This window comes from Saccharothrix sp. CB00851 (assembly GCF_001905065.1).
In the GTDB taxonomy this organism is placed as follows: domain Bacteria; phylum Actinomycetota; class Actinomycetes; order Mycobacteriales; family Pseudonocardiaceae; genus Actinosynnema.
On sequence record NZ_LWLC01000010.1, the window covers coordinates 1 to 24,557 of the forward strand.

The following is a 24,557-nucleotide window of genomic DNA, read 5'->3' on the forward strand; positions in this document are numbered from 1 at the left end:
CCGGACTCCGTGTCATCCCACCGACCTCCCTCCGGGTTACCACACGTGTCAAGGGCGGCGCCAGCCCACAGTGAAGTTGTAGGCAGAGGTGGACGCGCCGCCCTTGACACGTGCGGTAAGGCTGCGCCAGGTCGGCGGGATGACACGAAGCCCTCCTATGAGGGAGAAGGACGTGCCAGCGGACGGCGCGGGGGTCGCTGACGAGCGCGGGGCGAGCGGCGCCGCGGCCGCTCTTTGGAGAAGTAGGTCACCGCGCAGCGCTTCGTCGTGGTCTACCGGCGTGCGGGAGCCGGTGGGCGTGCTCGCCAAACTGTGGCAGCGCCTCCTCGGCCGGGTACTGGCCGAGGAGGGACGACCGTGACGGCGGCCCGGGTCGGCCCCCTGGCCCGGCCCGGAGCCGCGATCGGGTGTCACTTCATCCAGGCGACCGGCGCCTTCTCGTAGCCTTCGCTGCGGTCGAACGTCGCGCCCGCCACGGCGGAACCCTCGCGCGCACCCTGCAGGACGCACGTCTCGTACTTCGCGCCGGCGGTGGCGAAGTCCTTCTTGGCCGACTCCGACTCGCACTGCGCGGTGTCCCCGCTGATGATCACGCCGGTGCCCTTGCCGTCCGCGCCGACCGCGCGCAGGCTCACCGAGCTGTACGACAGGTCGGTGCCGCCGACGTTCTCCACGGTCACCCTGATGTAGTACGGCGTGATGCCCTTGGCCTTCTCGCCGAACGACGCCAGGTCGGCGTTGGTCCCCGCTTCGATCGCGGTCACGGTGAGCGCGATCGTGCCGGACTTGTCGTTGCCGAACTTGAACGGCACCACCGCGCGGTCGCCGACCTTCAGCTTGGTGCCGGGCGCGGTCACGTCACCCTCGGGCGCCTTGGCGGCGCTGGACTTCGCGCTCGCCGGTGCCGCGCTGGACTTCGTGGTCTCGGTGGTCGCGTCGACCGCGGACGTGGTGGCGGGCCCGGCGCTGCCCGTGGTGGCTTCCCCGCAGGCCGACAGCAGGAGGGCGAGCGCGCCCACGGAAGCGACCAACGTGCGATTGACGTGCCTGAACGACTGCATGGCCGGCACCGTAGCCGCAGCCGGCGCAGTGCACTGTGGTCCGTTCGCACCACAGCCGCCTGCGCTGCCCGTCACAGTGGTCGTGGCGGGCAGCGCAGGCGTTCACCGGGGGTTCAGCTCAGGTTCTTCCGCAGCACGTCCCAGTCGGTGGCGCACAGGCCGCAGTTCGGGCCGACGAACTGCGCCTTGCTCGCCAGGTCGCCCTTGAGGTGCCACTCGAGCCAGTGCCCGCCGACCCGGCCGAACTCACCGCCGTTCGGCTGGTCGAACGTGCCGAAGTGACCGACGTCGAGGTTGCCCATGAACGCGGGCAGCCCGGCGGGCAGCCGCCGCCAGTCGTCCATCGCGTTCTGGTAGGCGATGTCGGTCGGCCCGCCGATGAAGTAGGCGATCGGCACCCGCAGGCGTTGCAGCAGGTAGTTCTGCGAGTCGCTGAGCAGGCCGCTGTTCCACAGCACGGTCGTGGTCAGGCGTGGGTCGGCGGCGACCTCATAGGTCTCGATGCCGCCGCACGACTGGCCCATGACGGCGATCTTGGTGGTGTCGATCCTGCCGTAGTACTTGCTGGTGCGCCGGGAGTTCTCCGCGATGGCCCAGTCGATGGCGTCGACGAGCATGTCGGAGTCGGTCGACCCGGAACCGCCCGGTCGGCCGTTCGCGATGACCAGGAAACCGTGCGAGGCCCACTCGGTGAGGATGTTCTGGAACCACGTGCCGTCCGCGCGGCACGCGCCGTTGCCCCAGGCCACGATGGGCAGCTTGACGCCCGACGGCAGGGTGTTGGGCCGGTAGATCGTGTGGTTGTACAGCCGCAGGGTCGTCTCGTAGCCGGCGGAGTACGGTCCCGAGCCGCCCATGGCCGAGGGTGGTGCCCCGGACTCGGCGGCCGTGCCGGTGGTCGTCGTGGCCAGCACGCCGACCAGGGTGAGGACGCTGAGAATCGCACTGCGCAATCGCATGGTGTTCTCCATCGGTCCGAAGGTGGATTTCCGCGCCGTGGTCCGGAATCTGGCGCACGGAACCCGCCGACGGCCAGTGACGGCGCGGTGGACCGGCGAAACCACCGATCTCCCCACCGCAGGCACCCGCGAGGACGCGCAGCGGCTACGCGTCACCGTGCCGGTGGTCGCACCCATCCGGTGCGGCGAACCCCAGCACGACCTGCACCACCTGCTCCGGTCGGCGGTCGATCAGGTCGTAGGCCCAGGCGGCGTCGGTGAACGGCACGACGTGCGAGACCAGTGGCCGCAGCAGCAGGTGTTCGGCCACGGCCAGCTCGATGACGGTGGCGTTGAGCCGCGCGCGGTCCCACCGGTGCGCGTGGCGCGGCGCGACGCCGGAGATCTGCGAGCAGACCAGGTCGACCCGGTTGTGGTGGAACTCCTCGCCGAGGAACAGGCCGCGTGCCTCGCCCTGGTAGAAGCCGCCCGTGACGACGCGCGCGTTGTAGGCGACCGTGCGCACGGCCTCGTGCAGCGCCTTGGGGTTGCCGCTGACCTCGACGGCGACGTCCGCCCCGCGTCCCGCCGTCAACTCGCGGACCCGCTCGGCGACCTGCCCGTCGCGGGCGTCCAGCGCCACGTCCGCGCCGAGCCGCCGGGCCAGCTCCAGGCGGTCCGGGAGGGCGTCCACGGCCACGACCCTGGCGCCGTTGCGCCGCGCGAGCTGGGCGACGATCTGCCCCACCACGCCCAGGCCGAACACGACGACGGTCTCGCCCACGTGCAGGTCGGCGTCCAGCACGACGTTGAGCGCGACCGCGCCGATGTGGCTGAAGATGCCCAGCACCGGGTCCGCGCCCGGGGCGAGCACCCGGGTCGCCGCGTACTCCTCCTCGACCACGGTCGTCGACCGGTGCCCCCACGCGCCCCAGACGACCTGGCCCGGCCGGACCGCGTCGACCTCACCGCCGACCTCGACCACCTCGCCGACCTCCTCGTACCCGACCACCGCCGGGTACGCGGCCGCGGGCCGGGCCGGCACGAACAGGCGCGTGTCGGGGTCCCACGTCTTGACCACGTGGGCGTTGGTGCCGCGGTACTGGGTCAGCTCGGTGCCCGCCGAGATCCCCGAGTACAGGGTGCGCAGCCGCACGCCGGTCGCGTGCAGCGGCGGATCGGGCTCCTCGGCGATCGTGACGCAGCCCGGTGCGTCCAGCCGTACTACCGTTGCCATCGCTGCCCTTCCGGTTACCGTGCCAGGACGTCCAGCAGGAGCGCCGCCGTCCAGCTGAAGTGGTCGGAGCCGAGACCTTCGCCGGTCACGGGGTGGAAGTACTCCCGGAAACCGGCGGTGGAGACCAGGTGGACCAGGTCCGCCGCCAGCCGTTCGGCGTGCCCGGTCTCGCCGTGCGCGAGCAGTGCCCGCCACAGCAGCCAGGTCGTGTTCACCCACGTCGGACCGCGCCAGTACCGGTGCGGGTCGGCGTCGGGCGCGGTGAGGTCGTAACTCGGCACGCCGAGCACGCCCGGTGCCGCGAACGACGGTCCGGTGAGGGTCTCCAGCACCGCCGCGCGGTGCCCGCCGGGCAGCAGGAGCGGGACGAGCCCGGACACCGTCCGCTTGCGCAGGGCACGGCCGGTGCGCGCGTCGAGCGCCACGTAACAGCCCAGCGCCGGGTCGAACAGGCGGGTGTGGATCTGGTGCGTCAACTCCCGCGCCCTCTCGGCGTGCCTGCCCGGGTCCGCGCCGATCCGGCGGGCGAGCGAGGCCAGCGCGTCCTCCGACCAGGCGAGCACGGCGCAGAACAACGGGTCCACGGCGCAGAACGGCAGGCTGAGCAGGTCGTCGTCGGCGTAACGCCGGTCGCGGTATGCCGCCACGATGCCCATGTACCGCGCGTAGTCGGAGTCCGTGGGCCGGTGCCCGGCGTCGGCGTGCCGCAGGTCGCGCCGCAGCACCGTGATGTCGTCGGCCGGGCCGGGGTCGACCGCGGCGAGCGGTTCGTCCCACGCCGGGCTGTTGTCCAGCCCCGACTCCCACGGGTGCACGATGCCGACCAGCCCGGACGCGACGCGCCGCCGTTCGAACAGGTAGTCGTGGGAGCGCACGAGCCTCGGGTACAGGCGTCGGACGGCCGCGTCGGTGGCGGCGCCGGGGTGGCGTTCGGCGATGGCCAGCACGGCGGCGGCGTGCACCGGCGGCTGGACCAGGCCGGTGGTCGACACGCCCGCCGGTGGCCCGTGCCGCGGCAGCGGTCGCCAGAACGCCGGACCCGGGAAGTAGGCGTCCTCGGGCACGGCCGGGTTGAACACGATCTGCGGCACCCGGCCGTCACGCCACTGCGCGCCGTGCAACGCGGTCAGCTCCGCGAACGCCCGCCGCGGGCCGAGGTGGGCCTGGCCGATGGCGATGAACGCGGAGTCCCAGCTCCACTGGTGCGGGTAGAGCCCGGTCGTCGGCACGGTGGCCGAGCCGCGCCAGTTGCGCAGCAGCGTCGCGGCGGCCCGCCGGCGCAGGTCGGCGACGTCCGGGGCGTGCGGCTCGGGTGTCGTCCCGAAGGTCACCGCCCTACCCGCCCGCCTGCCGCAGCACGCCGACCGCCGCGGGTAAGCAGGTGTGGGCGGGACCGGACAGGCGGCACGCGAGGCTCACCCACCCCTCGTACCCGGCGGCGTCGAGGGCCGCGAAGAGCGACGACCAGTCGACGTGGCCGGCGCCGGGTTCGAGCCCGGTGGAGTCGGCCAGCTCGACGTGCCCGAGCCACGGCCCGGCCGCGAGCAGCGCACCGGCGGGGTCGGCTTCCTCGATGTTCATGTGGAACGTGGCCGCGGCCACCCGCGCGGACGGCAGCCCCACCGCGCGGCACAGCTGCGCTGCCTGGTCGAGCGTGTTGACGGCGTGGCCCTCGTAGCGGTTGACCGGCTGAACGCAGAGCGACACGCCTTCCCGCGCGGCACGTTCGGCGAGGCGGCGCAGGCCGTCCGACAGCGTGTCCCGGTCCGATGTGGACGAGCGCGGCAGCGGCACCCGGCGGGCCCCGGACACCGGCACGACCAGGGCAGGCGCGCCCAGCACCGCGACCGAGGACACCTGGCGGAGCCCACGCCCGGGGTCGCCGACGAGGGGCAGCGCGTCCAGGCGCACGGCGGGCAGCACCACACCCCGACCGGCCGCGCGTTCGAGCACACCGAGCCTGGCCTCGAACGCCTCGCCGTTGCGCAGCAGCAGTTCGATGCCGTCGATACCGGCCGACTGCGCGAACTCCCACTTCTGCTCGATCGAGGTGCCCGGCAGCAGCTGCTCCTGGCATGCGATCTTCCACTGCGGCATGGCCGACATTAATCCCGTCATCAGTCAAAACGGCAATGCGGTATCCCGATCCCGGTGCGGGCCGATCGGTGAACGGCTTGCCCACGGCCCGATACGGGCCCGAAGTCGCGTCCGGATTGGCGGTTGTCACGGGACAAACCGGGGTGTTCAGTGACGCCACCGAACACCCGGCCCTGGTCGGCGAGAGGTCGCGGGCCACCGGAAGGGAGCAACCCATGACCGGACGAGGACTGCGCGTGCTCGCCGCCGCGGTGCCTGTCGCCTTGGTGCTGTCGGCCTGCGGCAGCGGTGATTCCGGTGGTGGCGCGGACGGTCCGCTCGTGTTCTGGACCATCGAGGACACCGCCGACCGGGTGCGCGCCCAGGAACGCCTGCTGGCCGCGTTCACCGAGCAGACCGGCATCGAGACCAAAGTGGTCGCCGTGGCCGAGAACCAGCTGACCACGGTGCTCACCTCGGCCGCGGCGTCCGGCGAGCTGCCCGACGTGATCGGGTCGATCTCGTTGCCGATCATGAGCCAGTTGCGCACCGACGACCTGCTCGACACCGACGCGGCCAAGCAGATCGTGGACGGGCTCGGCGCGGAGACCTTCGCGGCGCAGTCGCTGGAGCTGACCCGCGAGGGCGACACGCAGCTCGTGGTGCCCAGCGACGGGTGGGCGCAGCTCCTGTTCTACCGCAAGGATCTGTTCGCCCAGGCCGGGTTGCCACCGCCGACCACGTACGACGCGATCCGGCGGGCCGCCGAACGGCTCGACCAGGGCGACGTCGCCGGGATCGCGGCGAGCACCACGCCCGCCGACGTGTTCACCCACCAGACGTTCGAGCACCTGGCGCTGGCCAACGGGTGCGCGCTGGTGGGTGACGACGGCCAGGTGGCCTTGCACAGCCCCGAGTGCGTCGGCGCGTTCCAGTTCTACACCGACCTCGTCGGCGAGCACTCCACGGCGGGCAACCAGGACGTCGACACCACGCGGGCCACGTACTTCGCGGGCCGGTCGGCGATGGTCATCTGGTCGTCCTACCTGCTGGACGAGCTGGCGGGGCTGCGCGCCGACGCGCTGCCGACGTGCCCGGAGTGCCAGGCCGACCCGTCGTTCCTGGCGAAGAACACGGGCGTGGTGGCCGCGTTGAGCGGGCCGGCCGGCGGTGAGCCGACCACGTTCGGCGAGACGGCGTCGTTCGCGGTGCTCAAGGACGCGGCCACGGAGGACGCGAAGAAGCTGGTCGAGCACCTGATGACCGACGGGTACCGGGACTGGCTCGCCATCGCGCCGGAGGGCAAGGTCCCGGTCCGCGCGGGCACCAAGGACTACCCGCGGCAGTACGTGGAGATGTGGCGCGGGCTCGACGTCGGCGTGGACACCAAGGCGCCGCTGTCGAAGTTCTACGACGCGGAGACGCTGCGGGTCGTGCAGGAGAGCCCGCGCAGCTTCAGCCGGTGGGGCTTCACGGAGGGCAAGGCGGAACTCGCGGGCGCGGTGGCCGGGCAGTTGGTCGTGCCCAAGGCGCTGGCCGACGTGCTCAACGGCGGCGGTGACGCGGCCGGCGCGGCGCGCGAGGCGAGCGAGCAGGCCGCGGTCATCGCCCAGGAACTCGGCGAGTAGCGGGCCCGGCGGTGGCGCGGACGCTGAGGCAGCGCGACGCCCGCACCGGGTTGCTGCTGCTCACCCCGACGCTGGTGATCGTGCTCGCGGTCGTGCTGGTGCCGTTGGCGTGGTCGGTGCTCATCGCGTTCCAGCGGGTGCGGCTGATCGACGTCGGCCGCACCGGGCTGTTCGACAAGCTGAGCCTGGACAACTTCGCCCGCGTGTTCGCGTCGGACGCGTTGTGGCACAGCCTGCGCACGACCCTGCTTTACACGGCCGGTTCGACGTTCCTGGCCATCGCGCTGGGACTGGTCACCGCGCTCGCCCTGCGGCGGCCGTTCCCCGGCCGGGCGTTCGTGCGCGCGGCGATGCTCATCCCGTACGTCGCGCCGGTCGTGGCGGTCACGTTCGTCTGGCGCGTGCTGCTCAACCCGGAGTTCGGCCTCGTCAACAGCTGGGGCAGGCGGCTGTTCGGCTGGGACGACCCGATCGCGTTCCTGTCCCAGGCGCGTGGCGAGATCACGTTGTTCGGGCTCGACGTGCCCGTGCCCACGGCGCTGCTGACGGTGATCGCGTTCGAGGGGTGGCGGTACTTCCCGTTCGCGTTCCTGTTCCTGCTGGCCCGGTTGTCGGCGTTGCCGGGTGAGCAGGAGGAGGCGGCGACCGTGGACGGGGCGACGCCGACGCAGCGGTTCCGGCACATCGTGCTGCCGCAGCTGATGCCGGTGATCGCGGTGCTCGTGGTGCTGCGGACCATCTGGACGTTCAACGAGTTCGACGACGTCTTCCTGCTCACCGGGGGAGCGGCGGGCACGGAGGTGGTGAGCGTGCGGGTGTACGAGCTGCTGACCGTGCAGCGGAACGTGGGTGCCGCCGCCGCGCAGTCCGTGCTGCTCGCCGTGGTGCTGGTCGTGCTGCTGGTCGCCTACCTGTGGTTGCTGCGGCGGCGGGAGGGTGCGGGGTCATGAGCCGGGACCGGGTCGAGCGGGCCGTGTTCGCCGTGCTGCGGCCGGTGGTGATCGGGTGCTTCCTGATCGCGACGCTGCTGCCGTTCTACGCCATGCTGATGCTGTCGCTGAGGCCGATCGAGGACCTGCTGCGGCGGCCGGACTCGCTGCTGGTGGACCTGGGCCGGGTGACGCTGACGACGTACGTCGACGTGCTGCGGCCGGTGGCGGAGGGCGGCCAGGGGTTCCTGGGCCTGTTGGGCAACAGCGCCCTGGTGGCGACCGCGTCGGTGCTGGTGGCGCTGGTGATCGCGATTCCGGGCGCGTACGCGGTGAGTCGGCTGGAGTTCTTCGGCAGGCGGCACGTCAGCGCGCTGTTCCTGGCGGTGTACCTGTTCCCGGGGATCGTGCTGGCGATCCCGCTGTTCGTCCTGCTGACCAAGATGCAGCTGCGCGGCTCGCTGGTCGGCCTGGTGCTGGTCTACCTGGCGCAGACCGTGCCCGTGGCGATCTACATGCTCAAGAACTACTTCGAGACGATCCCGGCGAGCGTCGAGGAGGCGGGGCTGGTCGACGGCCTGAGCCGGGTCGGCGTGATCCGGCGGATCAGCCTGCCGCTGGCGATGCCGTCGGTGGTGGCGACCGGCATCTTCGTGTTCATGATCGCCTGGAACGAGTTCCTGTTCGCGCTGCTGTTCCTGGTCGAACGGCGCGACAGCTGGACCGTGTCGCTCGGGCTGGCGCAGCTGTCCGGCAGCATCGAGGTGCCCACCACCGTGCTCATGGCCGGTTCCGTCGTGATCACGGTGCCGGTGGTGGTGCTGTTCTTCCTGACCGAACGGCTACTCTCACAGGGCCTGACCAGCGGCGCGGAGAAGGGGTGAACGCGGCGGTGGCGGCGGGTACGACGCCCTTGGCGAGGAAGGGATCCCCGGTGGCGCGCAGCGGTTTCCCGGCCTCGCCCGGCGAGATCCTCGCGCTGGTCCGGTCGGGGCGCGTGAAGACCCGGCGTGACCTGCAGGAATTGACCGGGCTGTCCCGGTCCACGGTGGCGCTGCGGCTGAGCCAGCTGATCTCGGCGGGCTACATCCGCGCGGTCGAGCAGCGTCGGGGCACCGCGGGACGGCCGGCCGAGGTGCTGTCGTTCGAGGAGAGCGACAAGCTGGTGCTGGCGGCCGACCTCGGCGCGACGCACGCGCGGTTCGCGTTGACCGACGCGGGCGGGCGGATGCTCGGCGAGCGCACCGAGGACCTGCTGATCGGGCAGGACCCCGACGTGGTGCTGAAGATCGTGATCCGGCGGTTGCGGGACCTGCTCAAGAACGCCGGACGTGACGGGGCCCGACTCGCGGGGGTGGGCGTGGGGCTGCCCGCGCCCGTCGACTTCCGGACCGGGCGGCCCGTGCAGCCGCCGATCATGCCCGGCTGGCACGGGGTCGAGGTGGCGCGGACGCTGTCCGACGCGCTGGGGTGCCCGGCGTTCGTGGACAACGACGCGAACCTGCTCGGGCTCGGCGAGGTGCGCGAGCGGTACCCCGGTGTGGACAACCTGCTGTTCGTGAAGGTGGGTACCGGTATCGGGGCCGGGGTGGTCCTCGGCGGCAGGCCGGAACGGGGCGCCACGGGGCAGGGCGGGGACATCGGGCACATCCGGATCGCCCGGCCGGTGGACGGCGCGCGGTGCCGGTGCGGTGCGACCGGGTGCCTGGCCGCGCACGCGAGCGGCGCGGCGCTGGCCCGGCAGCTCACCGAACGCGGTATCGAGGCGCGCACCAGCCGTGACGTCGTGCGGCTGGTCGGTGAGGGCGATTCGACCGCGATCACGCTGGTCCGGGACGCCGGTCGGCTGCTGGGCGAGGTGCTGGCGACCGCGGTGGCGTTGCTCAACCCGACCGTGGTGGTGATCGGCGGAGACCTCGCGCTCACCCGCGAACACCTGCTCGTGGGTGTCCGCGAGCGGCTCTACGAGCGGACCGTGTCGGCGTTGACCAGCAGCCTGGCCGTGGTGGAGAGCCAACTCGGCGACCGGGCCGGTGTGCACGGCGCCCGGCACCTGGTGATCGACCAGGTCTTCTCGGCCGAGGCGGTCGACGCCCGGCTCGTACCCGAAGTCTGACCGGTTGGTCGGACTCCGGGCGGATTCGGCGAAGGAGAGCGATGCCCGAGGTGACCTCTGCCATCACGCGGACCACCTGCGCCGGACGGCCCGCGTGGTTGTTGCGGACCCGGTGGAACGCGATGCTGCTGTCCGTGGGGGACGGCGGGGTGTTGATGCTCGACCACTGGGGCGGTGACGGCGGTGCGCTCGGCGGTGACTCCTACCTGCCGCACACGCCGTGGAACCGGCCGTCGCAGGCCCATTTCGTGGACGGCGTGCCGCTCGGGTACTCGGTGTACGGCGACCGTGCGTTCAAGGAACCCGGTCTGGTCGTGGCGCGCGCGGACGGCTCGTCGGTGTCACGGCTGTCGTGGCGCGAGGACCACGTCGAGGACGATGTGCTGCGGCTCGTGTTCGAGGACGTGGGGTCGGGTCTCGTGGTGGAGCACCGGTTCGCGGTGTTCGCCGAGCACGGCGTCGTGGTGCGTGACGTGCTGGTGGCTAACCGGGGCGCGGAGGCGTTGCGGGTGGAGCGGATCGCCAGTGCCGTGCTCGGTTTGCCGCCGGCGCGGTACGAGTCGTGGACTTTGCGGGGCAGGTGGGGTGACGAGTACCAGCTGACCCGGCGTGACCTGGCGGCGGGCAAGGTGGTGGTCGAGAGCCGGCGCGGGTTCACCAGCCACGAGGCGAATCCCTGGTTCGCGGTCGGGCGGGTGGGTGAGGTCGGGCCCGTCTGGTTCGGCGCGTTGGCGTGGAGCGGCAACTGGTCGATCGTGTTCGAGACCGAGCGCAACGACGCGCTGCACGTGGTGGCGGGCGTCAACCCGTTCGACTCGGCGTGGCACCTGGAGCCGGGCGAGACCTTCCGCACGCCGTCGCTGGTCTGCGGCTACGTCGAGGACGGCGTGGACGGTGCGGCCCGGCTGCTGCACCGCTACCAGCGCGACCACGTGCTGCCCGCCCGGCACCGCGACACGCCGCCGCCCGTGCACTACAACACCTGGCTGGCGACGTCGTTCGACGTGGAGGTCGGCCACCAGGTCGAGCTGGCCACCCGGGCGGCCGAGCTCGGCGTCGAGCTGTTCGTCGTGGACGACGGCTGGTTCGGCGCGCGGACCGGTGATCACGCCGGGCTCGGCGACTGGGTGGTCGACCCGGTGAAGTTTCCGAACGGGCTGGGTGAGCTCGTCGACGAGGTGCACCGGTTGGGGATGCGGTTCGGGATCTGGCTGGAACCCGAGATGGTCAACCCGGACAGCGACCTGTACCGGGCACACCCGGACTGGGTGCTGCACCTGCCGGACCGCGAGACCACCCTGTCCCGCCACCAGCTCGTGCTCAACTTCGCGCGCGACGACGTGCGGGAGGCCGTGCTGGCGCGGGTGCGGGCGCTGCTGGCCGACCACCCGATCGACTTCGTGAAGTGGGACCACAACCGCCCCTACACCGAGGTCGGGTGGCCGCAGGCGCCGGTCGAACGGCGGCGTGAGGTGTGGGTGCGGCACGTGCGTGGCGTGTACGAGGTGATGGGGCGGCTGCGCGCGGAGTTCCCCGACCTGATGATCGAGACGTGCGCGGGTGGTGGTGGGCGGGTGGACTTGGGTGTGTTGGGGTTGGCGGATTTCGCGCAGGTCAGCGACAACACCGACCCGTCGGACCGGCTGCGGGCGCAGTACGGGTTCAGCCGCGCTTATGCCCCGGGCACGATGGTCGGGTGGGTGGCGGACGTGCCGGAACCGACCACCGGCCGCACCAGCCCGCTGGAGTTCCGCTTCCACGTGGCCATGCAGGGCGTGCTGGGGATCTCCGGTGACATCCTCGGGTGGAGTCGGGAGGAGCGGTCGCGGGCGGCCGAGCTGATCGCGCAGTACAAGCGGGTGCGGGCCGTGGTGCAGGACGGCGACCAGTACTGGCTCGTGCCGCCGTCGGAGAGCGGGCCGTGCGCGGTGCAGTACGTGTCCCGTGGCCGGCGGGAGGTCGTGGTGCTCGTCTACCAGGTGCGGGGCGTGGCGGGGGAGGGCCCTCGGCGGATCAGGTTGCGGGGCTTGGACGCGGAGCGGCACTACCGGCGGGTGGACGACGATCTGGTCACGACCGGGGCCGCGTTGATGGCCGCGGGGCTGTCGTCGGCGTTCCCGCAGCCGCCCGCACCCCGGCACACCGAGGACTGGCGGAGCCGGGTCGAGCTGTGGGAAGCCGTGGACGAGGAGGCGATGTCGTGAAGGTGGCGTTGATCGGTACCGGGTACATCGCCGGACGGCACGCGGCGGCGCTGACCGGGCTGGGGGCGGAGGTGGTCGGGCACGTCGGCCGGTCCGGGGTGGAGCGGGCCGCGGCCCGGTGGGGCGGTCGGGCGTATCGGGACACGGCCGCTCTGCTGGCGGGCGAGGAGGTGGACGCGGCCTGGATCTGCGTGCCGCCCGCCGCCCACGGCGAGGTCGAGCTCGCGCTCATCGAGCACGGTGTTCCCTTCTACGTGGAGAAACCGATCGGGGCCGGCCTTGAGGTGCCGCGCCGGGTGGAGGCCGCGCTCCGCGACGGTGGTCCGTTGGCGTGCGTCGGCTACTACTGGCGGGGCATGGAGGTCATCCCCGAGCTGCGGCGGATGCTCGCCGAGACCCCGCCGCACCTGGTGCGCGCCGCCTGGCACGGCCTCGTGCCGCCCGTGCCGTGGTGGCGGGTGGAGGCGGAGAGCGGGGGACAGGTGGTGGAGCAGGCCACGCACTTGTTCGACCTGGCGCGGTTCCTGCTCGGTGAGGCGGAGGTCGTCCACGCCGTGACGCGGCGGCCGGCGCTGGCCGCCCACCCGGACCTGGACGTGGCCGCGGTCAGCGCCGCCACCCTCGCGTTCGACTCGGGGGCGCTGGGCGTGTTCACCGCGACTTGTGTTCTGCATGCGACGGTGGACGCCGGGATCGAGTTCCACTGTGAGGGTCGGAAGTTGACGCTGACGAACAAGGTCCTGCGGCGGGAGGACGCCGACGGCAGCCACGAGATCCCGGTCGGCCGCGATCCGCTCGTCATCGCGGACGAGCGGTTCCTGGCCGCGGTGCGTGACGGGGACCCGGGGTACCTGGTGTGCGACTATGCGGACGCGTTGCGCACGCAGGAGCTTTGCTGTCGGGTGCGGGACCTGGCCGGGTGAGAGTCAGGCGCCGAAGACGTCGGCGGTGAAACCGGCGGCGGTGGCCAGCCGGCGCAGGTCGTCGGCGTCGGGCAGCATCACGAGCGGGTAGCAGTCGGAGTCGATGTCCAGCACGGCGAGCCTGGTGCCGGCGGCCCGCAACTCGGTGCCCGCCCGTTCGAGGAAGTCGTACGCGGGCAGGCCGCCGTCGAGCCGGGCGAACCAAGCCCACGCCTCGGGTGCCGCCGGGCTGGACCTCAGGTCCCGCAGTTGGGCGACGACCTCGTCCGCCGCTTCCTTCCAGTCCACCTCGGCGAGCAGGTCGTGGTCGGTGAGCGCGTCCACCAGGGCGATCCACGGCAGGTCGGGCTCCGCCTCGTCGATGCCGCGGTCGTCCAGTCGGTCGGCGTGCGCCCGCAGGTAGCCGTCGGGGTCGTCGTGCGCGTGGGCCACCCGCTCGGCCACCTCGGGCACGCCCGGCGCCAGCAGTGCGGCCAGTGCGAGCAGCGCGTCCCGAACCGTTGACGACACCTGCGACCTCCTCGTCCCCGCGGAGCGGCGAGCGTAGCAACCGGACTCCGCGGTGGCGGTCAGGTCTCGCGGGCGGCGGCGGTCAGGGTCATCCGGCCCGGCCCGTCAGTGGGCACCGGAGGCGTTCGACCGGCGGTAGTGGTCGATCTTCGCGTCCAACGACGTCAGGCAGTCGGCGAGTTCGGCGATCCGGCCCCGGACCGCGTCCCGGTGCCGTTCCAGCAGCTCCAGGCGTTCCGGCGTGGTCTGATCGCCCCGCCTGCGCAGCTCGGCGAAGCGCTGCATGTCCCGAATGGACATGCCGGTGGTGCGCAGGCGGGTGAGGAAGCCGAGCCAGGCCAGGTCGGCGCCGCGGAAGCGACGCCGACCTCCCGGTCCGCGGTCGACCGGGTCGAGCAGCCCGATCCGCTCGTAGTAGCGCACCGTGTGCGCGGTCAGCCCGGTGACCTCGACCGCTTCCGCGATCGTCAACACGTCCACGTCGTCCATGAGGTCGACGGTAGGAGTTCGAGCGCGCTCCAAGTCAACCCGGCAGTTCCTCGAACACCTCCCTGGCCACGCCCACGGCGTTCAGCACGCGCGGAAAACCCGCATACGGCACGACGTGGATCAGCGCCTCGACCACCTGGAGCCGGCTCAGCCCGACGCGCAGCGCGGCACCCAGGTGCACCCGCAGCTGGGGCGCGGTGTCGCCGAACGCCGTCAACGCGCCGATGGTCACCAGTTGCCGCTGCGGCGTGGTGAGCCACGGCCGGTGGTACACGTCGCCGAACGCGAACTCGACGACGTAACGGCCGAGGTCGGGTGCGATGTCCCGCAACGACTCCACCACGTCCAGCCCGTGCTGCCCGTCGACCTCCACCAGCTTCCGCTCGCCGCGTTCGTAGCGGTCCCGTGCGTCGGTCTGCATCGGCGGCCGGAACACGATCCCCCGGTCGGCGAACACCCGCCGGGCGACGGTCATCGCGTTGAGCGCCCTGGGGAAGCCCGCGAACGGGACGATGTGGATCAGCGCCTCCAGGATCTCGGTGGGGCTCAACCCGACCTGGAGCGCCGCGTCGAGGTGGAAGTCGAGCTGCGGCGCGGTGTCGCCCTGCGCGGCCAGGGCCCCGATCGTCACCAGCTGCCGCTGGCGGAGGTCCAGCCCTCGCCGGGAGCAGACGTCGCCGTAGGCGAACTCGACGATGTAGCGGCCCAGGTCCGGCGCGATGTCCGACAGCGACTCGACCACCTCGGCGCCGCGGTCGCCGGAGACCTGCCGCAGCACGGCCAGTCCCCGGGCGTAGCGGTCCGACGCGGCCGATGCCGCCGGTGCCGTCGACACCCCGACGGCACCGACCAGCGCACCGGCGGCGAGCAGCGAACGGCGGTTGACGGCAGTGCCTCGATCCAGCTTGGTCATGCCGGCGACGCTAGGTCTTCGCGCGCGCTCGAAGTCAACCTCGACCGCGCCACGTCGTTCGCCCGAATGGCAGTCGGTCGAACGCACCATGCCCACGTGCCCGCGCCGTCCCTACGTTCGGGTGATGACCAACGACGGGATCAGCAGGCGGACGTTGCTGCACGGCACGGTGGTGGCCGGTGTCGTCACCGCGGTCGGCGCGGTTCCGGCGCACGCCGCCGTCCCGGGGTTCTACCACCCGTTCAGCGGTTACCGGATCACCGGCACGTGGCAGGACCACCTGGACCGCGGCTCGCTCGGCGGTATCGACTACGGCATGGCCGTCGGCACGCGACTGCCCGCGGCGGGCGGCGGCGTGGTCACCAACATCCCGTACAACGGCACCGGCGGCCACACCGTGACCATCCAGCACGACAACGGCTACCGGACGCAGTACCTGCACCTGTCCCAGTTCCTGGTGGCCAACGGCACGCGCGTCGGCATGGGCGCCGTGGTGGCCCTGTCCGGCGGCGCGGCCGGCGCACCGGGCTCGGGCTCGTCCACCGGCCCGCACCTGCACTGGCACATGATCAACCCGAGCGGCACGCGGATCAACCCGTTGACCTACCTGGGCGGCTCCACCGGCCTGCCGAAGACGTCGACCGAGCAGGACGGCCTGCCCGGGTCGATCATGTGGATGCGGGCGCAGAACTGGCTGCGCATCGAGCACGGGTACGCGGGACCGATCGACGGCGTGCCGGGCGTGAACACGTATGCCGCGTTGCAACGGGCCATGCGTGGCTACGGGTACACGGGCCCGATCGACGGCGTGCCCGGCGCGAACACGTGGGCGGCGGTGCAGAGGCTGGCCGCGCGCTGGGGTTACACCGGGCCGATCGACGGTGTGATGGGTCCGAACTCGTGGCGCGGCTTCGCCCGTTTCCTCAACCAGGACAAGTACGACTAGCGGCTCGGTCACCCGACCAGCAGGAGCACGCTGATCACCAGCATCACCGCCGCGGTGCCGCCGTGCACGCCGTACACGGCCGACTTGGGCCCGCCGCTGCGCCGCACGATCAGCGCGTCGCCGACGGGGATCGCGGTGGCGGCCAGCATGAACCAGCCCAGCAGCTGGGGCGTCCCGGCGATCATCAGGATGATGATGAAGAGGCCGGACGCGATGTCGCGCACGGACTTGACGTTCAGCCAGGCCTGGAAACGGCGGTCCCCGGTCGGCGTGTCGGGGATGCCGAAGCCGACCGCCGCGTGCGGCGCCCAGAAGGCGCGGGCGCCCATGGCGACGACGCCCAGGCCGATCAGTCCGGTGAGCACGGTGGCGACGTTGACGAGCATGGGTGTTCCCCCTCCGGCGCGCCGAATCTAGCGGCGCTAGTTGTTGTAGCGACGATATATCTATCCCTGGCAGGATGTCTAGCGTTGCTAGGATGTGGCCATGTCCGCCATCTCCGAACGCCGCGAACGTGAACGCGCCCAACGCCACCAGCTGATCATCACGGCCGCCCGCGAACTGGCCGAAGCCGAGGGGTGGGAGGCGGTGACGACGCGCAGGCTGGCCGAACGCGTCGAGTACAGCCAGCCCGTGCTCTACAGCCACTTCGACGGCAAGGACGCCATCATGCGCGCCGTCGCCCTCGAAGGCTTCGCCGAACTCGCGGACCGCCTGCGCCGTGCCCGGCTGGCGAGCACCGAGCCGTCACGCGCACTGCACGCCGTCGGCCGCGCGTACCTCGACTTCGCGTCCGAGCAACCCGCCCTCTACCAGGCCATGTTCGTGCTGCCGACCGACGTGAAGTTCGCGCACGCCGAGACGCCCGCCTCGCTGCGCGCCGGTTTCGACGAGTTCGTGAGCTGCTTCGAGGCGGACAACCCGCGCCGCGAGCTGTTCGCCGAGGTCACCTGGAGCGCGCTGCACGGCATCGCCGCGCTGGCGAAGAGCGGCCGCATCCCCCCGAGCGGCCAGGAGGAGCGGCTCGACCTCATCGTCACCCGGATCGCCGGGACGCCGTGAGAGCGCGATGTCCGCCAACGCCCGGCGGAGCGTGGTGAACGGGTCCGCATGAGCCGGAAGAAACCACAGACCACCCCGACCGATGCCGTCAGGCGTTCGGATCGAACGGGATCCCGCTCGGCTTCGCCTGAGCCAGGTTGTGGTTGAACGCACCATCCTTGATCGCCAGACTCGCACTGCCGAAGTCCGCCCTCACCAGGATGTCGCGGATCCCGGCCGGAAAGTGGTCCCAGCTGACCAGGTCCGGGTACTGCCACGCTCCATGGTGGTTCTCCGGCTGCTCACTCGCACTCGCGAGCCGGAAGCAGTGCGTGCCCAACCCGTCCTTGTGGTAAACGATCTTCGGGTGCGTGCCCTCCCACGCGACCTGGGAACGCGGGTACGTCGAGTACTTGCCGTGCGCGGATGTGGAGACGTAGTGCGCCTGGTCGCCGCTGACCCACACGATCACGTGCTCGATGTCGTGCCGGTGTCCGCAGCAGTCCCAGCCGGGCACGGCCTGGTCCTTCTCGAAGTACAGGTCGTAGAGGTAGGCGCACCAGTTGTTGTTGCACTTGGAGCGCGAGTAGGAGTTGGTGTTGTCCAGGTCCCACTGGTCGCGGCACTGGCCGTTGAGGGCTCCGGAGTTCTTCAGGCCGGTGGCCAGGACGCCGGTCGGCCCGATCGCGGGCGTCGGGTAGCAGCCGTCGGTGTCGTAGTCGAACGCCGGCTGCCACTTGCCGTCGGCGGCGGCGTGGTTGGCGGGCAAGGCCTGCGGTGGGTCGGCCCAGGCGACGGCGGGCAGCAGCACGGCGATCAGGGCCGCGCCGAACAGCGTGCTCAGCAGTCTCGTTGCGGTGCGCGGGAACGTCTTGCGGGCGGTCACGACGACCATGCCCTCCATCCGGTGTCGAGTGGCACGGCGGCGGGTTCGGCCGGTGTCGCGGAGATCATCGGCCGGAGGAGAGGTTCCCGGCCGGGGCGTGACGTCGTCAACCCGCCGATGGTCGCCCGGAAACGAACAGGTGGCGAACATCGGCGGACGGGGGCAGACCGCCGTGACCTCGTCGGGCGCGTGCGCGAGGTCGAACTCGACCGGACCGCGGCAGTACGTCTCGAGGTCGATGACAGCGGCCCGTGCTCCGTGGCGAGCACGTTGCCGGGATGCGGTTCGCCGTGCAGCAGCTGTTCGGCTCCACCGTGCCCGGCGACCACCCGGCGCAGGCCGCGCAACGCGCTGTCGAGCAGTCCCCGGTCGGAGTCGGCGAGCGCCGGGGTGCGGTCACGGCTCGCCACGAGTCGCTGTGCCTGCTCGACCCGGTCGGTGAAGTGCGGCGCGGGGAGGTCGAGCGTCCGCATCCCGGCGTGCAGCCGCACGAGGGCGTCGGCGTAGTTGGCCGGTGGGATCTCTTGCTGCGTCACGGGTTCGTAGTAGGTCCACAGCGTGACCACGAACGCGTCACGCTCGCGGACTCGGGGCTCCACCCGGGGATCGAGGGCGGCGCACCACCGGGAACACCCAGAACCGTGCCGGCTGGACTCAGCCGGCGACGCGGGCCGGCGTGACCCGGTGGCTCTCCGGCGGGCCCAGGTAGCTGTACTTCAGCCCGCCGGTGTCGATCACGAGTTTCTGCAGGACCGCGGTGGGGTCGACGGCCCAGAACTTCAGCGTGTGCACGCCGGGGGAGGAGACCGTGAACGTGCTCGACGTGCGGTTGACGGCTTCCAGGGTGTTCATCTCCCAGCCCTTGTTCATGGCCGTGTCGTCGGAGCCGGTCGCCGTCGTGGTGTTCACCGTCCGCGGCGCTTGGTCGTCCAGCGATACCGCGTACTCGACGCCCGCGCCCGGCCGCACGTTGTTGCGCGGCGACAGGTACGCCCACACCGTGATCGGGCCGGTGGTGTGCAGGTTCACCTGGTACTCCAGGCGTGCGCCGTTGCCGCCCGGGGTCTGGTCGGCGGCGGTGACGGGGCTGGGGCGCATGCCGGAGCCGGTGCGGCCGATGTCCGGCAGGTGCGACCACGAGACGCCGTTGCCGGTGACCGCGCGGGTGTAGTGGTCGGCTTCGACGGAGACGTAACCCCCGGCTTCCACGAACCCGCTCTTGGGCGCGGTCGGCTTGTGCACCACCGCCTGCACGGTGACGGTGCGACCGGCGCCGGTCACGGTGATCGGCACCGTGGTCCTCCCGGCGGGTGCCTTGGCCCAGTCCACCCTGAGCGTGACCCGGGCCTGTTCGGTGACGGTGCCACTGGCGCCGTTCAGCCACGGCACGGACGGCGTGACCCGGTAGTCGAACGGGGTGGTGCCCCGGTTGAACACCTCGATGTACTGGGCGGGTGAGGTCTGGTAGGGGCTGAACTCCGGCAGCATGGGCTGCCCGGTGGCGTGGGGCCACCAGTCGGGCGAGCCGTCGATCGCGACGCCCATCTCCGCCGCGGTGGGCCCGGTGATGCGTTGCAAGGCCGGGTAGATCTGGTCGGGTGCGGGTGGTTCCTGCCAACTCGCGTTGTTGCCGTAGCGGGCCTTGTCGCCGTAGCCGATCTTGGTCTGGGTCTGCCAGCCCGTCCACTTCCCGCCCGCGAGGGTGGTGTTGTAGTAGTCCGACATGGCCACGTCATCGGCCAGGCGTGCCTCGGCCGTCGCGGCGAGGTCGTTGGTGGCCGCCCGACCCTGGGAGGCGTACCAGCGGTTGAGGAACTGCGCTTCGCGCAGCGCGTACAGGTTCGCGGTCGCCTTGGCCGCGTAGAGCACGAGCTGGTAGTAGGCGTCCCGGTCGGCTGCGGGCAGCGTCCGGCCCACCACGTCGGCCTTGGCCGCCAACGCCTCCCACTCGGCCGTGACGCGGTCCAGCTCGCCGTAGTTCTCGATGCTGTAAGGGGTCATCGTGTCGTCGGTGGTGATCGCACCAGCCGCGCCGCGCGTGTAACGCCGGTTCGTCGCCTCGGGCTTGCGGCGGGCCTGGAGCTGCCCGTAGGTGTGCAGCACGTCGGCGATCGCCGGTGCGGCCCGGTCGCCGAAGTTCTGCGCGGCGTACTCCCGGGTCCAGTCCTTGATGCCGTCGGCGGGGATGGAGGACGGGTTCCAGGCGTAGTCGAGGAAGAACTGGGTGGGCGCCTCCTCGTTCTTCAGGTCGCCGACGTTGACCACCCACAGCCGGTCGATGCCGGACTCGTAGGACAGGTTCAGCTGTTCGCGGGTGTTGGCCAGGTTGATCGTGTCGACCCACTTGTAGTTGCGGCCGCCGCCGACGTAGTCGAAGTGGTAGTACAGGCCGTAGCCGCCCGCGCGTGCGGGCAGCGACGGGTCGGGGACCTTGCGCATGTTGCCCCAGTTGTCGTCGGCGAACACCACCGTGACGTCGTCCGGCGGGCGCAGGCCCCGGTCCCAGTAGCGCTGGACCTCCTTGTAGAGCGTGAAGACCTGCGGGATCTCGGCCAACGGCGTGCCGCTCTCGCGGTCGAGGATCTGGCGTTGGCTCGCGATGATGTCCCGCATCAGCTCGACGCCGTCACCGTCGGGCAGGCTGGTGTCGCCCTCACCGCGCATGCCCAGCGTGACGACGCCCTCGAGCTCCTCCCGCTCCATCCGCTTGATGCCGTCCGCCCAGTAGTCCCGCACGGCGGTGGCGTTGCGCAGGAAGCTCCACTCACCCGTGCCGCCATACCGGGTGGGGTTGCGCTTCCACTCCTCGATGCCGCGCATCATCGGCGCCTCGTGCGAGGTGCCCATCACCACGCCGTAGCGGGTCGCGGTGGCGTGGTTGAGCGGATCGTCCTCGGCGAACGCCCGACCCCACACCGCGGGCCACAGGTAGTTGGACTTGAGGCGCAGCATGACCTCGAAGACCTTCTCGTAGTACCGGTGGTTCAACCCGCCCTCCTGGCCCGGCGCCAAGCCCGGCCCGAACGTCGCCCGCGCCCACCGGCCGGTGGAGGGGTTCTCGTCGTTGATGAACACACCGCGGTACTTCACCGCCGGGGTGCCCTGGGTGTGACTGCCCGGCCGCACGTAGAGCGCGCTGTGCTTGCGTGCCGGCACGTCGTCGAAGTAGTGCCACGGCGACACGCCGATCCGCCGCGAGACGTCGTAGACGCCGAAGATCGTGCCCCGCTGGTCGCTGCCCGCGATCACCAGCGCCCGGCGCACGCCCGGCATCGGGTGCTCGACCACCTGCTGCAGCGAGGTCTCCCACTTGCCGCGGATCCGGTCGACGTCCAGCTTCCCGGCCGCGACCAGCCCGTCGACCAGCGTGCTGCGGCCCACCGTGCCGACCAGCACGACCTCACCGGACGACGGCGTGCCGGTGGAGACGGTCGGGCGCACGCCGGTGACCCGTGCCACGTCGTCACGGAGGTCGTCCACCACCCGCACCACACCCGGGAAGTCGCCGCCGCTGACGAACAGCGGGGCCGCCTTCCCGTTCGCGGCGAGCGTGAACCCGCCACCGACCGGGCGGAACGAGATGTAGTCCCGGTCGGCGGCGGCCGAGGCGTCCGGTGCGCGGGCCGTCAGCACGACCACCGGCACCAGGGCCGCGAGGACCACCAGGGTCAGGAAGGCGGAGAGGACGGGCGATCTCGTGCTCATCGGCGGACCTCGGGTGACGAGGGAACGGGCGGGGCCGTGGGGGAAGGTAGGAGCGCGGAGCGGGGCGTGGCAACGGTTGCGCAAAGCCCGGCAGCGCGGGATCGGGCACCGATTCCGCAGGTCGAAAGCTTTCGATCAAGCTTGGAAACACTTCGCTACTTCACTCGTTCGGTTCAACGGTGATTTCGGTATGTGAACGCTCACGGCGCCGGTGGCGCGGTGCTGTCCCGGACGATCAAGGTGGTCGGCAGCTCGACCCGCGGCTGGTCCGGCGCGCGGCCCGCGGCCAGCGACAGGACCAGCTCCGCGGCGGCGGCGCCCATTTCGACCATCGGCTGTCGCACCGTCGTCATCGGCGGCCCGCACCAGCGGACGGCCGGTATGTCGTCGAAGCCGACCACGCTGAGGTCCTCCGGGATGCGCAGGCCGGCCTGCCGCGCGGCCTCGTAGACACCCAGCGCCTGCAGGTCGTTGCCGCACAGCACGGCGGTGGGCGGGTCGGGCAGCCGCAGCAGCTCGCGGGCGTGGTTGAAGCCCTCCTCGAAGGCGAACCACTGCCCGATGCGCACCAGGCGCTCGTCCAGCGGCACACCGTGCTCGTCCATCGCCGCCCGGATCCCGCCCAGCCGGGCCCGCGCGCACATCCGCTCCGGCGGGCCGGAGATCACCGCCACGCGCTGGTGGCCGAGCGAGAGCACGTGCCGCGCGGCGGCGATCCCGCCGCTCCAGTTGGCCGCGCCGACCGACGGCACCGAGTGCTCCGGCTCGCCCGTCGGGTCCAGCGCGACCAGCGGAATGCCGCTGGTGGCCAGCAGGCCCAGCTGCTCGGTGGCGAAGCCCAGGTGCACGGCGACCACGCCGTACGGCTGGCGGGCCAGCAGGTCACGCGCCCAGGACCGGCCGGTCGACGCCTGGCGGGCGGCGTCGGTGAATCCGACGGCCAGCCGGTGCCCGCCCGCGACCCGCTCCACGCCGTGCATGACCTCGACCGCCAGGTAGCTCTGCATGCCGAAGAACACGACCTCCACGTTGGGCGCCCGCACGACCGCCTCCGGCCGCCGGTAGCCGTGCTCGCGCAGCGCCGCCTCCACCCGCCGCCGGGTCGGCGGCGCCACCCCCGGCCGCCCGTTGAGCACCTTCGACACCGTGGGTGCGGACACCCCGGCCAGCCGCGCGACGGCCGCGACGGTCAACTCGCCTCGCCGCCGCCCGCGTTGGCGCGTGCCCGGGACCTCGGCCGGGCGCTCCTCGGCCCGCGGGTTGCGCAGCGCGTCCACCTCGTCCAGCAGCCGGGTCCGCACCGCCTCGGCCTTCCGGTCCGCCCCGGGCCCGGCCGGCACCGTCTCGGTCAGGTACCGCCGCTTGCCGGAACCGGGATCGACGCCCGCGTACACCCTGACCCGCAACGACCCGCTCGGCAGCCGTTCGACCTCACCACGCGCCTGCCGCCGTCCACCGGGGGTGCTCATGGAGCCAGTCTAGCGGAACAATGGCTCCACGACTTCCTCGGAATGGCTCCACGTTCGGTCACCCGCCGATGGTGGTTAGCGACTTGTTAGCGCGGCCTGTGAGTCTCCCGCTCGGACGTGTACGCAAGGGGAGGACGCACGATGCCAAGATCCACCAGAGCGGTCACGGCGGTGTTGGTCGCCGTCATGGCCGCCACGACGGTCACAGCGACCGTCACCACGACCGTCCCGCACGCCGAGGCGGTGACCGCCGCTTCGACCATCGGCGGCCAGATCACCAGGTCCGAGGTGCTCGCCAGGGCCACCGACTGGTACAACCGCTGCCACGACGCCGACCTGACCTACGACCAGGGCGCCAAGGCGTGGGACGTCGGCCGCACGCGCCAGTACCGGCGCGACTGCTCGGGTTACGTCGGCATGGCGTGGCACCTGGGCTACGACCCGAACACCGACGGCCTGGACGAGTCGAGCCTCACCGTCCCGATCTCCCGCTCCGACCTGCGCCCCGGCGATCTGCTCAACGACCGGGTCAACGACGACGGCGGGCGCTACCCGTACCACGCGATCCTGTTCGGCGGCTGGGAGAACTCGGCCAAGACGACGTTCTGGTACTACAGCTTCGGCTCGACGCCCATCGACAAGGTCACCGGCGCGTCGTTCAGCCAGGCGTCGCTCTCGGGCCACCCGACCTCGCACTACCGCGCCCTGCGCTACCGCAAGATCGTGGAGGACCACGTCTCCGGCACCGCGTCGTTCTACGGCGTGCTGGCCGACGGCCGCCTGACCTACACGGCCGTCGACGCGGCCAACGGCACCCGCACGCACGGCGCGGTGGTGTCCGGTGCGTCGTTGGGGTTCGTGCCCAAGGCGATGGCGACGCTCAACTTCAACACGGTGCTGGTGACGACGTCCGGTGGTCGGCTGTACCGGGTGGACGTGATCACGAACAGCACGTCGTTGGCGTTCAACGCGCCGGTGCTGCTCGGTGGTGGTTGGACGCACGACCTGCTCGCCTACGACGGCCGGGGCAGTCTGTACGGCATCGCCGACGGGGTGCTGCGCCGGTACGCGGTGCCCGTCACCAAGCCGGGCGCGGGCGACATCACGAGCGACGGCGTGATCGGCACCGGTTTCACGCTGAAGACGCTGACCGCGACCGGGCCGGACTGGCTGCTCGGCACGACCAGCGGCGGGGCACTGCTGTCGTACCGGATCCGCGGCGCGGGCGACTGGTCCCGGTACGAGCTGCGGTCGGGCACGTGGCAGGTCTTCGGGCGGCTCCTGTCCGCCGGTGGCGGTGTCTACTTCGGGCACAACGCCGAGGGCGGGTTGCTGCGCTACACCGACGCGAACCCGTACGACGGCAGCGGCGCGGACCTGCGCGGCCCGGACACCGTGGACGCGCAGGGCTGGAGCCAGGTGGTGCTGTCCGCCCAACCCGGCACGGTCGGCTGACGCCCGCGCGACTGGATCCGGATGGCCTGGA

Annotated in this window: 22 protein-coding genes; 9 read left to right on the plus strand and 13 right to left on the minus strand. The window is 71.8% G+C overall.

Features of this window, described 5'->3' with window-relative positions; genetic code table 11:
• Window positions 1–410 precede the first annotated feature (410 nt).
• The 5 genes from A6A25_RS11115 to A6A25_RS11135 all read right to left on the minus strand — a co-directional run bounded on the left by A6A25_RS11115 (window position 411) and on the right by A6A25_RS11135 (window position 5,354).
• Window positions 411–1,061, minus strand: coding sequence for a hypothetical protein (locus A6A25_RS11115; protein ID WP_073888233.1), 651 nt, complete (start codon window positions 1,059–1,061; stop codon window positions 411–413).
• 113 nt (window positions 1,062–1,174) lie between these two features.
• Window positions 1,175–2,020 (minus strand): poly(ethylene terephthalate) hydrolase family protein, encoded by an 846-nt coding sequence (locus A6A25_RS11120; RefSeq protein ID WP_073888466.1) that lies wholly within the window; start codon window positions 2,018–2,020, stop codon window positions 1,175–1,177.
• Window positions 2,021–2,165: 145 nt separating this feature from the next.
• Complete coding sequence (locus A6A25_RS11125) at window positions 2,166–3,236, minus strand: zinc-dependent alcohol dehydrogenase (RefSeq protein WP_073888234.1); 1,071 nt, start codon at window positions 3,234–3,236, stop codon at window positions 2,166–2,168.
• A 14-nt stretch (window positions 3,237–3,250) separates the two neighbouring features.
• On the minus strand, window positions 3,251–4,567 hold the full coding sequence (locus tag A6A25_RS11130; RefSeq protein WP_073888236.1) for an MGH1-like glycoside hydrolase domain-containing protein: 1,317 nt from the start codon (window positions 4,565–4,567) through the stop codon (window positions 3,251–3,253).
• 4 nt (window positions 4,568–4,571) lie between these two features.
• Window positions 4,572–5,354 carry a sugar phosphate isomerase/epimerase family protein gene (locus A6A25_RS11135; protein ID WP_198932661.1) on the minus strand — a complete coding sequence of 261 codons (783 nt, stop codon included), beginning with the start codon at window positions 5,352–5,354 and terminating at the stop codon, window positions 4,572–4,574.
• Window positions 5,355–5,548: 194 nt separating this feature from the next.
• Between A6A25_RS11135 and A6A25_RS11140 the strand changes: the two genes are divergently transcribed.
• The 6 genes from A6A25_RS11140 to A6A25_RS11165 are packed head-to-tail and all read left to right on the plus strand — an operon-like array spanning window position 5,549 to window position 13,112.
• A complete protein-coding gene (locus A6A25_RS11140) occupies window positions 5,549–6,940 on the plus strand; it encodes an ABC transporter substrate-binding protein (RefSeq protein ID WP_073888470.1) in 1,392 nt (463 codons plus the stop codon).
• Window positions 6,941–6,951: 11 nt separating this feature from the next.
• Window positions 6,952–7,890 carry a carbohydrate ABC transporter permease gene (locus tag A6A25_RS11145; protein WP_073888238.1) on the plus strand — a complete coding sequence of 313 codons (939 nt, stop codon included), beginning with the start codon at window positions 6,952–6,954 and terminating at the stop codon, window positions 7,888–7,890.
• Window positions 7,887–8,753 (plus strand): carbohydrate ABC transporter permease, encoded by an 867-nt coding sequence (locus A6A25_RS11150; RefSeq protein ID WP_073888240.1) that lies wholly within the window; start codon window positions 7,887–7,889, stop codon window positions 8,751–8,753. Before A6A25_RS11145 ends, A6A25_RS11150 begins: the two co-directional genes overlap by 4 nt.
• Before the next feature lie 50 nt (window positions 8,754–8,803).
• Window positions 8,804–9,985, plus strand: a complete 1,182-nt coding sequence (locus tag A6A25_RS11155; protein ID WP_158073712.1) for an ROK family transcriptional regulator — start codon at window positions 8,804–8,806, stop codon at window positions 9,983–9,985.
• Window positions 9,986–10,026: 41 nt separating this feature from the next.
• The gene (locus A6A25_RS11160; protein WP_073888242.1) at window positions 10,027–12,189 is read left to right on the plus strand and encodes an alpha-galactosidase; all 2,163 of its coding nucleotides are present in this window, start codon (window positions 10,027–10,029) and stop codon (window positions 12,187–12,189) included.
• The gene (locus A6A25_RS11165; RefSeq protein WP_158073713.1) at window positions 12,186–13,112 is read left to right on the plus strand and encodes a Gfo/Idh/MocA family protein; all 927 of its coding nucleotides are present in this window, start codon (window positions 12,186–12,188) and stop codon (window positions 13,110–13,112) included. Before A6A25_RS11160 ends, A6A25_RS11165 begins: the two co-directional genes overlap by 4 nt.
• 3 nt (window positions 13,113–13,115) lie before the next feature.
• Here A6A25_RS11165 and A6A25_RS11170 read toward each other — a convergent pair whose 3' ends face one another.
• The 3 genes from A6A25_RS11170 to A6A25_RS11180 form a co-directional block, all read right to left on the minus strand.
• Window positions 13,116–13,622, minus strand: coding sequence for a DUF6630 family protein (locus tag A6A25_RS11170; RefSeq protein WP_073888246.1), 507 nt, complete (start codon window positions 13,620–13,622; stop codon window positions 13,116–13,118).
• Window positions 13,623–13,727: 105 nt separating this feature from the next.
• Window positions 13,728–14,111: a MerR family transcriptional regulator gene (locus tag A6A25_RS11175; RefSeq protein WP_073888248.1), complete on the minus strand. Its 384-nt coding sequence runs from the start codon at window positions 14,109–14,111 to the stop codon at window positions 13,728–13,730.
• A gap of 34 nt (window positions 14,112–14,145) precedes the next feature.
• On the minus strand, window positions 14,146–15,024 hold the full coding sequence (locus A6A25_RS11180) for a carboxymuconolactone decarboxylase family protein (RefSeq protein ID WP_083668248.1): 879 nt from the start codon (window positions 15,022–15,024) through the stop codon (window positions 14,146–14,148).
• A gap of 124 nt (window positions 15,025–15,148) precedes the next feature.
• Between A6A25_RS11180 and A6A25_RS11185 the strand changes: the two genes are divergently transcribed.
• Entirely contained in the window at window positions 15,149–15,970 is an 822-nt protein-coding gene (locus tag A6A25_RS11185; protein ID WP_198932662.1) for a peptidoglycan DD-metalloendopeptidase family protein, read from the plus strand.
• An 8-nt stretch (window positions 15,971–15,978) separates the two neighbouring features.
• On the opposite strand, the gene A6A25_RS11190 is transcribed toward A6A25_RS11185, so the two are convergent.
• A complete protein-coding gene (locus A6A25_RS11190) occupies window positions 15,979–16,356 on the minus strand; it encodes a DUF4267 domain-containing protein (protein ID WP_073888252.1) in 378 nt (125 codons plus the stop codon).
• A gap of 100 nt (window positions 16,357–16,456) precedes the next feature.
• Between A6A25_RS11190 and A6A25_RS11195 the strand changes: the two genes are divergently transcribed.
• The gene (locus A6A25_RS11195; RefSeq protein WP_073888476.1) at window positions 16,457–17,032 is read left to right on the plus strand and encodes a TetR/AcrR family transcriptional regulator; all 576 of its coding nucleotides are present in this window, start codon (window positions 16,457–16,459) and stop codon (window positions 17,030–17,032) included.
• 88 nt (window positions 17,033–17,120) lie between these two features.
• Here the strand turns inward: A6A25_RS11195 and A6A25_RS11200 are convergent, their stop codons facing one another.
• The 4 genes from A6A25_RS11200 to A6A25_RS11215 all read right to left on the minus strand — a co-directional run bounded on the left by A6A25_RS11200 (window position 17,121) and on the right by A6A25_RS11215 (window position 23,071).
• Window positions 17,121–17,906 carry an NPP1 family protein gene (locus A6A25_RS11200; protein ID WP_073888478.1) on the minus strand — a complete coding sequence of 262 codons (786 nt, stop codon included), beginning with the start codon at window positions 17,904–17,906 and terminating at the stop codon, window positions 17,121–17,123.
• Window positions 17,894–18,496, minus strand: coding sequence for a phosphotransferase (locus A6A25_RS11205; RefSeq protein WP_198932663.1), 603 nt, complete (start codon window positions 18,494–18,496; stop codon window positions 17,894–17,896). The genes A6A25_RS11200 and A6A25_RS11205 overlap by 13 nt, the downstream gene beginning before the upstream one ends.
• Before the next feature lie 55 nt (window positions 18,497–18,551).
• The gene (locus A6A25_RS11210) at window positions 18,552–21,602 is read right to left on the minus strand and encodes a glycosyl hydrolase 115 family protein (protein ID WP_073888254.1); all 3,051 of its coding nucleotides are present in this window, start codon (window positions 21,600–21,602) and stop codon (window positions 18,552–18,554) included.
• A 200-nt stretch (window positions 21,603–21,802) separates the two neighbouring features.
• Window positions 21,803–23,071, minus strand: a complete 1,269-nt coding sequence (locus A6A25_RS11215) for a LacI family DNA-binding transcriptional regulator (RefSeq protein WP_083668249.1) — start codon at window positions 23,069–23,071, stop codon at window positions 21,803–21,805.
• A 141-nt stretch (window positions 23,072–23,212) separates the two neighbouring features.
• Between A6A25_RS11215 and A6A25_RS42875 the strand changes: the two genes are divergently transcribed.
• Window positions 23,213–24,526: a tachylectin-related carbohydrate-binding protein gene (locus tag A6A25_RS42875; protein ID WP_143193088.1), complete on the plus strand. Its 1,314-nt coding sequence runs from the start codon at window positions 23,213–23,215 to the stop codon at window positions 24,524–24,526.
• The last annotated feature ends 31 nt before the right edge of the window (window positions 24,527–24,557 follow it).

Excerpts from the sequence above, each read along its gene's own strand:
- A6A25_RS11115 (WP_073888233.1), bottom strand. The coding sequence starts at position 1,061 with ATGCAGTCGTTCAGGCACGTCAATCGCACGTTGGTCGCTTCCGTGGGC.
- A6A25_RS11120 (WP_073888466.1), bottom strand. The coding sequence starts at position 2,020 with ATGCGATTGCGCAGTGCGATTCTCAGCGTCCTCACCCTGGTCGGCGTG.
- A6A25_RS11125 (WP_073888234.1), bottom strand. The coding sequence starts at position 3,236 with ATGGCAACGGTAGTACGGCTGGACGCACCGGGCTGCGTCACGATCGCC.
- A6A25_RS11135 (WP_198932661.1), bottom strand. The coding sequence starts at position 5,354 with ATGACGGGATTAATGTCGGCCATGCCGCAGTGGAAGATCGCATGCCAG.
- A6A25_RS11140 (WP_073888470.1), top strand. The coding sequence starts at position 5,549 with ATGACCGGACGAGGACTGCGCGTGCTCGCCGCCGCGGTGCCTGTCGCC.
- A6A25_RS11150 (WP_073888240.1), top strand. The coding sequence starts at position 7,887 with ATGAGCCGGGACCGGGTCGAGCGGGCCGTGTTCGCCGTGCTGCGGCCG.
- A6A25_RS11160 (WP_073888242.1), top strand. The coding sequence starts at position 10,027 with ATGCCCGAGGTGACCTCTGCCATCACGCGGACCACCTGCGCCGGACGG.
- A6A25_RS11175 (WP_073888248.1), bottom strand. The coding sequence starts at position 14,111 with ATGGACGACGTGGACGTGTTGACGATCGCGGAAGCGGTCGAGGTCACC.
- A6A25_RS11180 (WP_083668248.1), bottom strand. The coding sequence starts at position 15,024 with ATGACCAAGCTGGATCGAGGCACTGCCGTCAACCGCCGTTCGCTGCTC.
- A6A25_RS11185 (WP_198932662.1), top strand. The coding sequence starts at position 15,149 with ATGACCAACGACGGGATCAGCAGGCGGACGTTGCTGCACGGCACGGTG.
- A6A25_RS11190 (WP_073888252.1), bottom strand. The coding sequence starts at position 16,356 with ATGCTCGTCAACGTCGCCACCGTGCTCACCGGACTGATCGGCCTGGGC.
- A6A25_RS11195 (WP_073888476.1), top strand. The coding sequence starts at position 16,457 with ATGTCCGCCATCTCCGAACGCCGCGAACGTGAACGCGCCCAACGCCAC.
- A6A25_RS11200 (WP_073888478.1), bottom strand. The coding sequence starts at position 17,906 with ATGGTCGTCGTGACCGCCCGCAAGACGTTCCCGCGCACCGCAACGAGA.
- A6A25_RS11210 (WP_073888254.1), bottom strand. The coding sequence starts at position 21,602 with ATGAGCACGAGATCGCCCGTCCTCTCCGCCTTCCTGACCCTGGTGGTC.
- A6A25_RS11215 (WP_083668249.1), bottom strand. The coding sequence starts at position 23,071 with ATGAGCACCCCCGGTGGACGGCGGCAGGCGCGTGGTGAGGTCGAACGG.
- A6A25_RS42875 (WP_143193088.1), top strand. The coding sequence starts at position 23,213 with ATGCCAAGATCCACCAGAGCGGTCACGGCGGTGTTGGTCGCCGTCATG.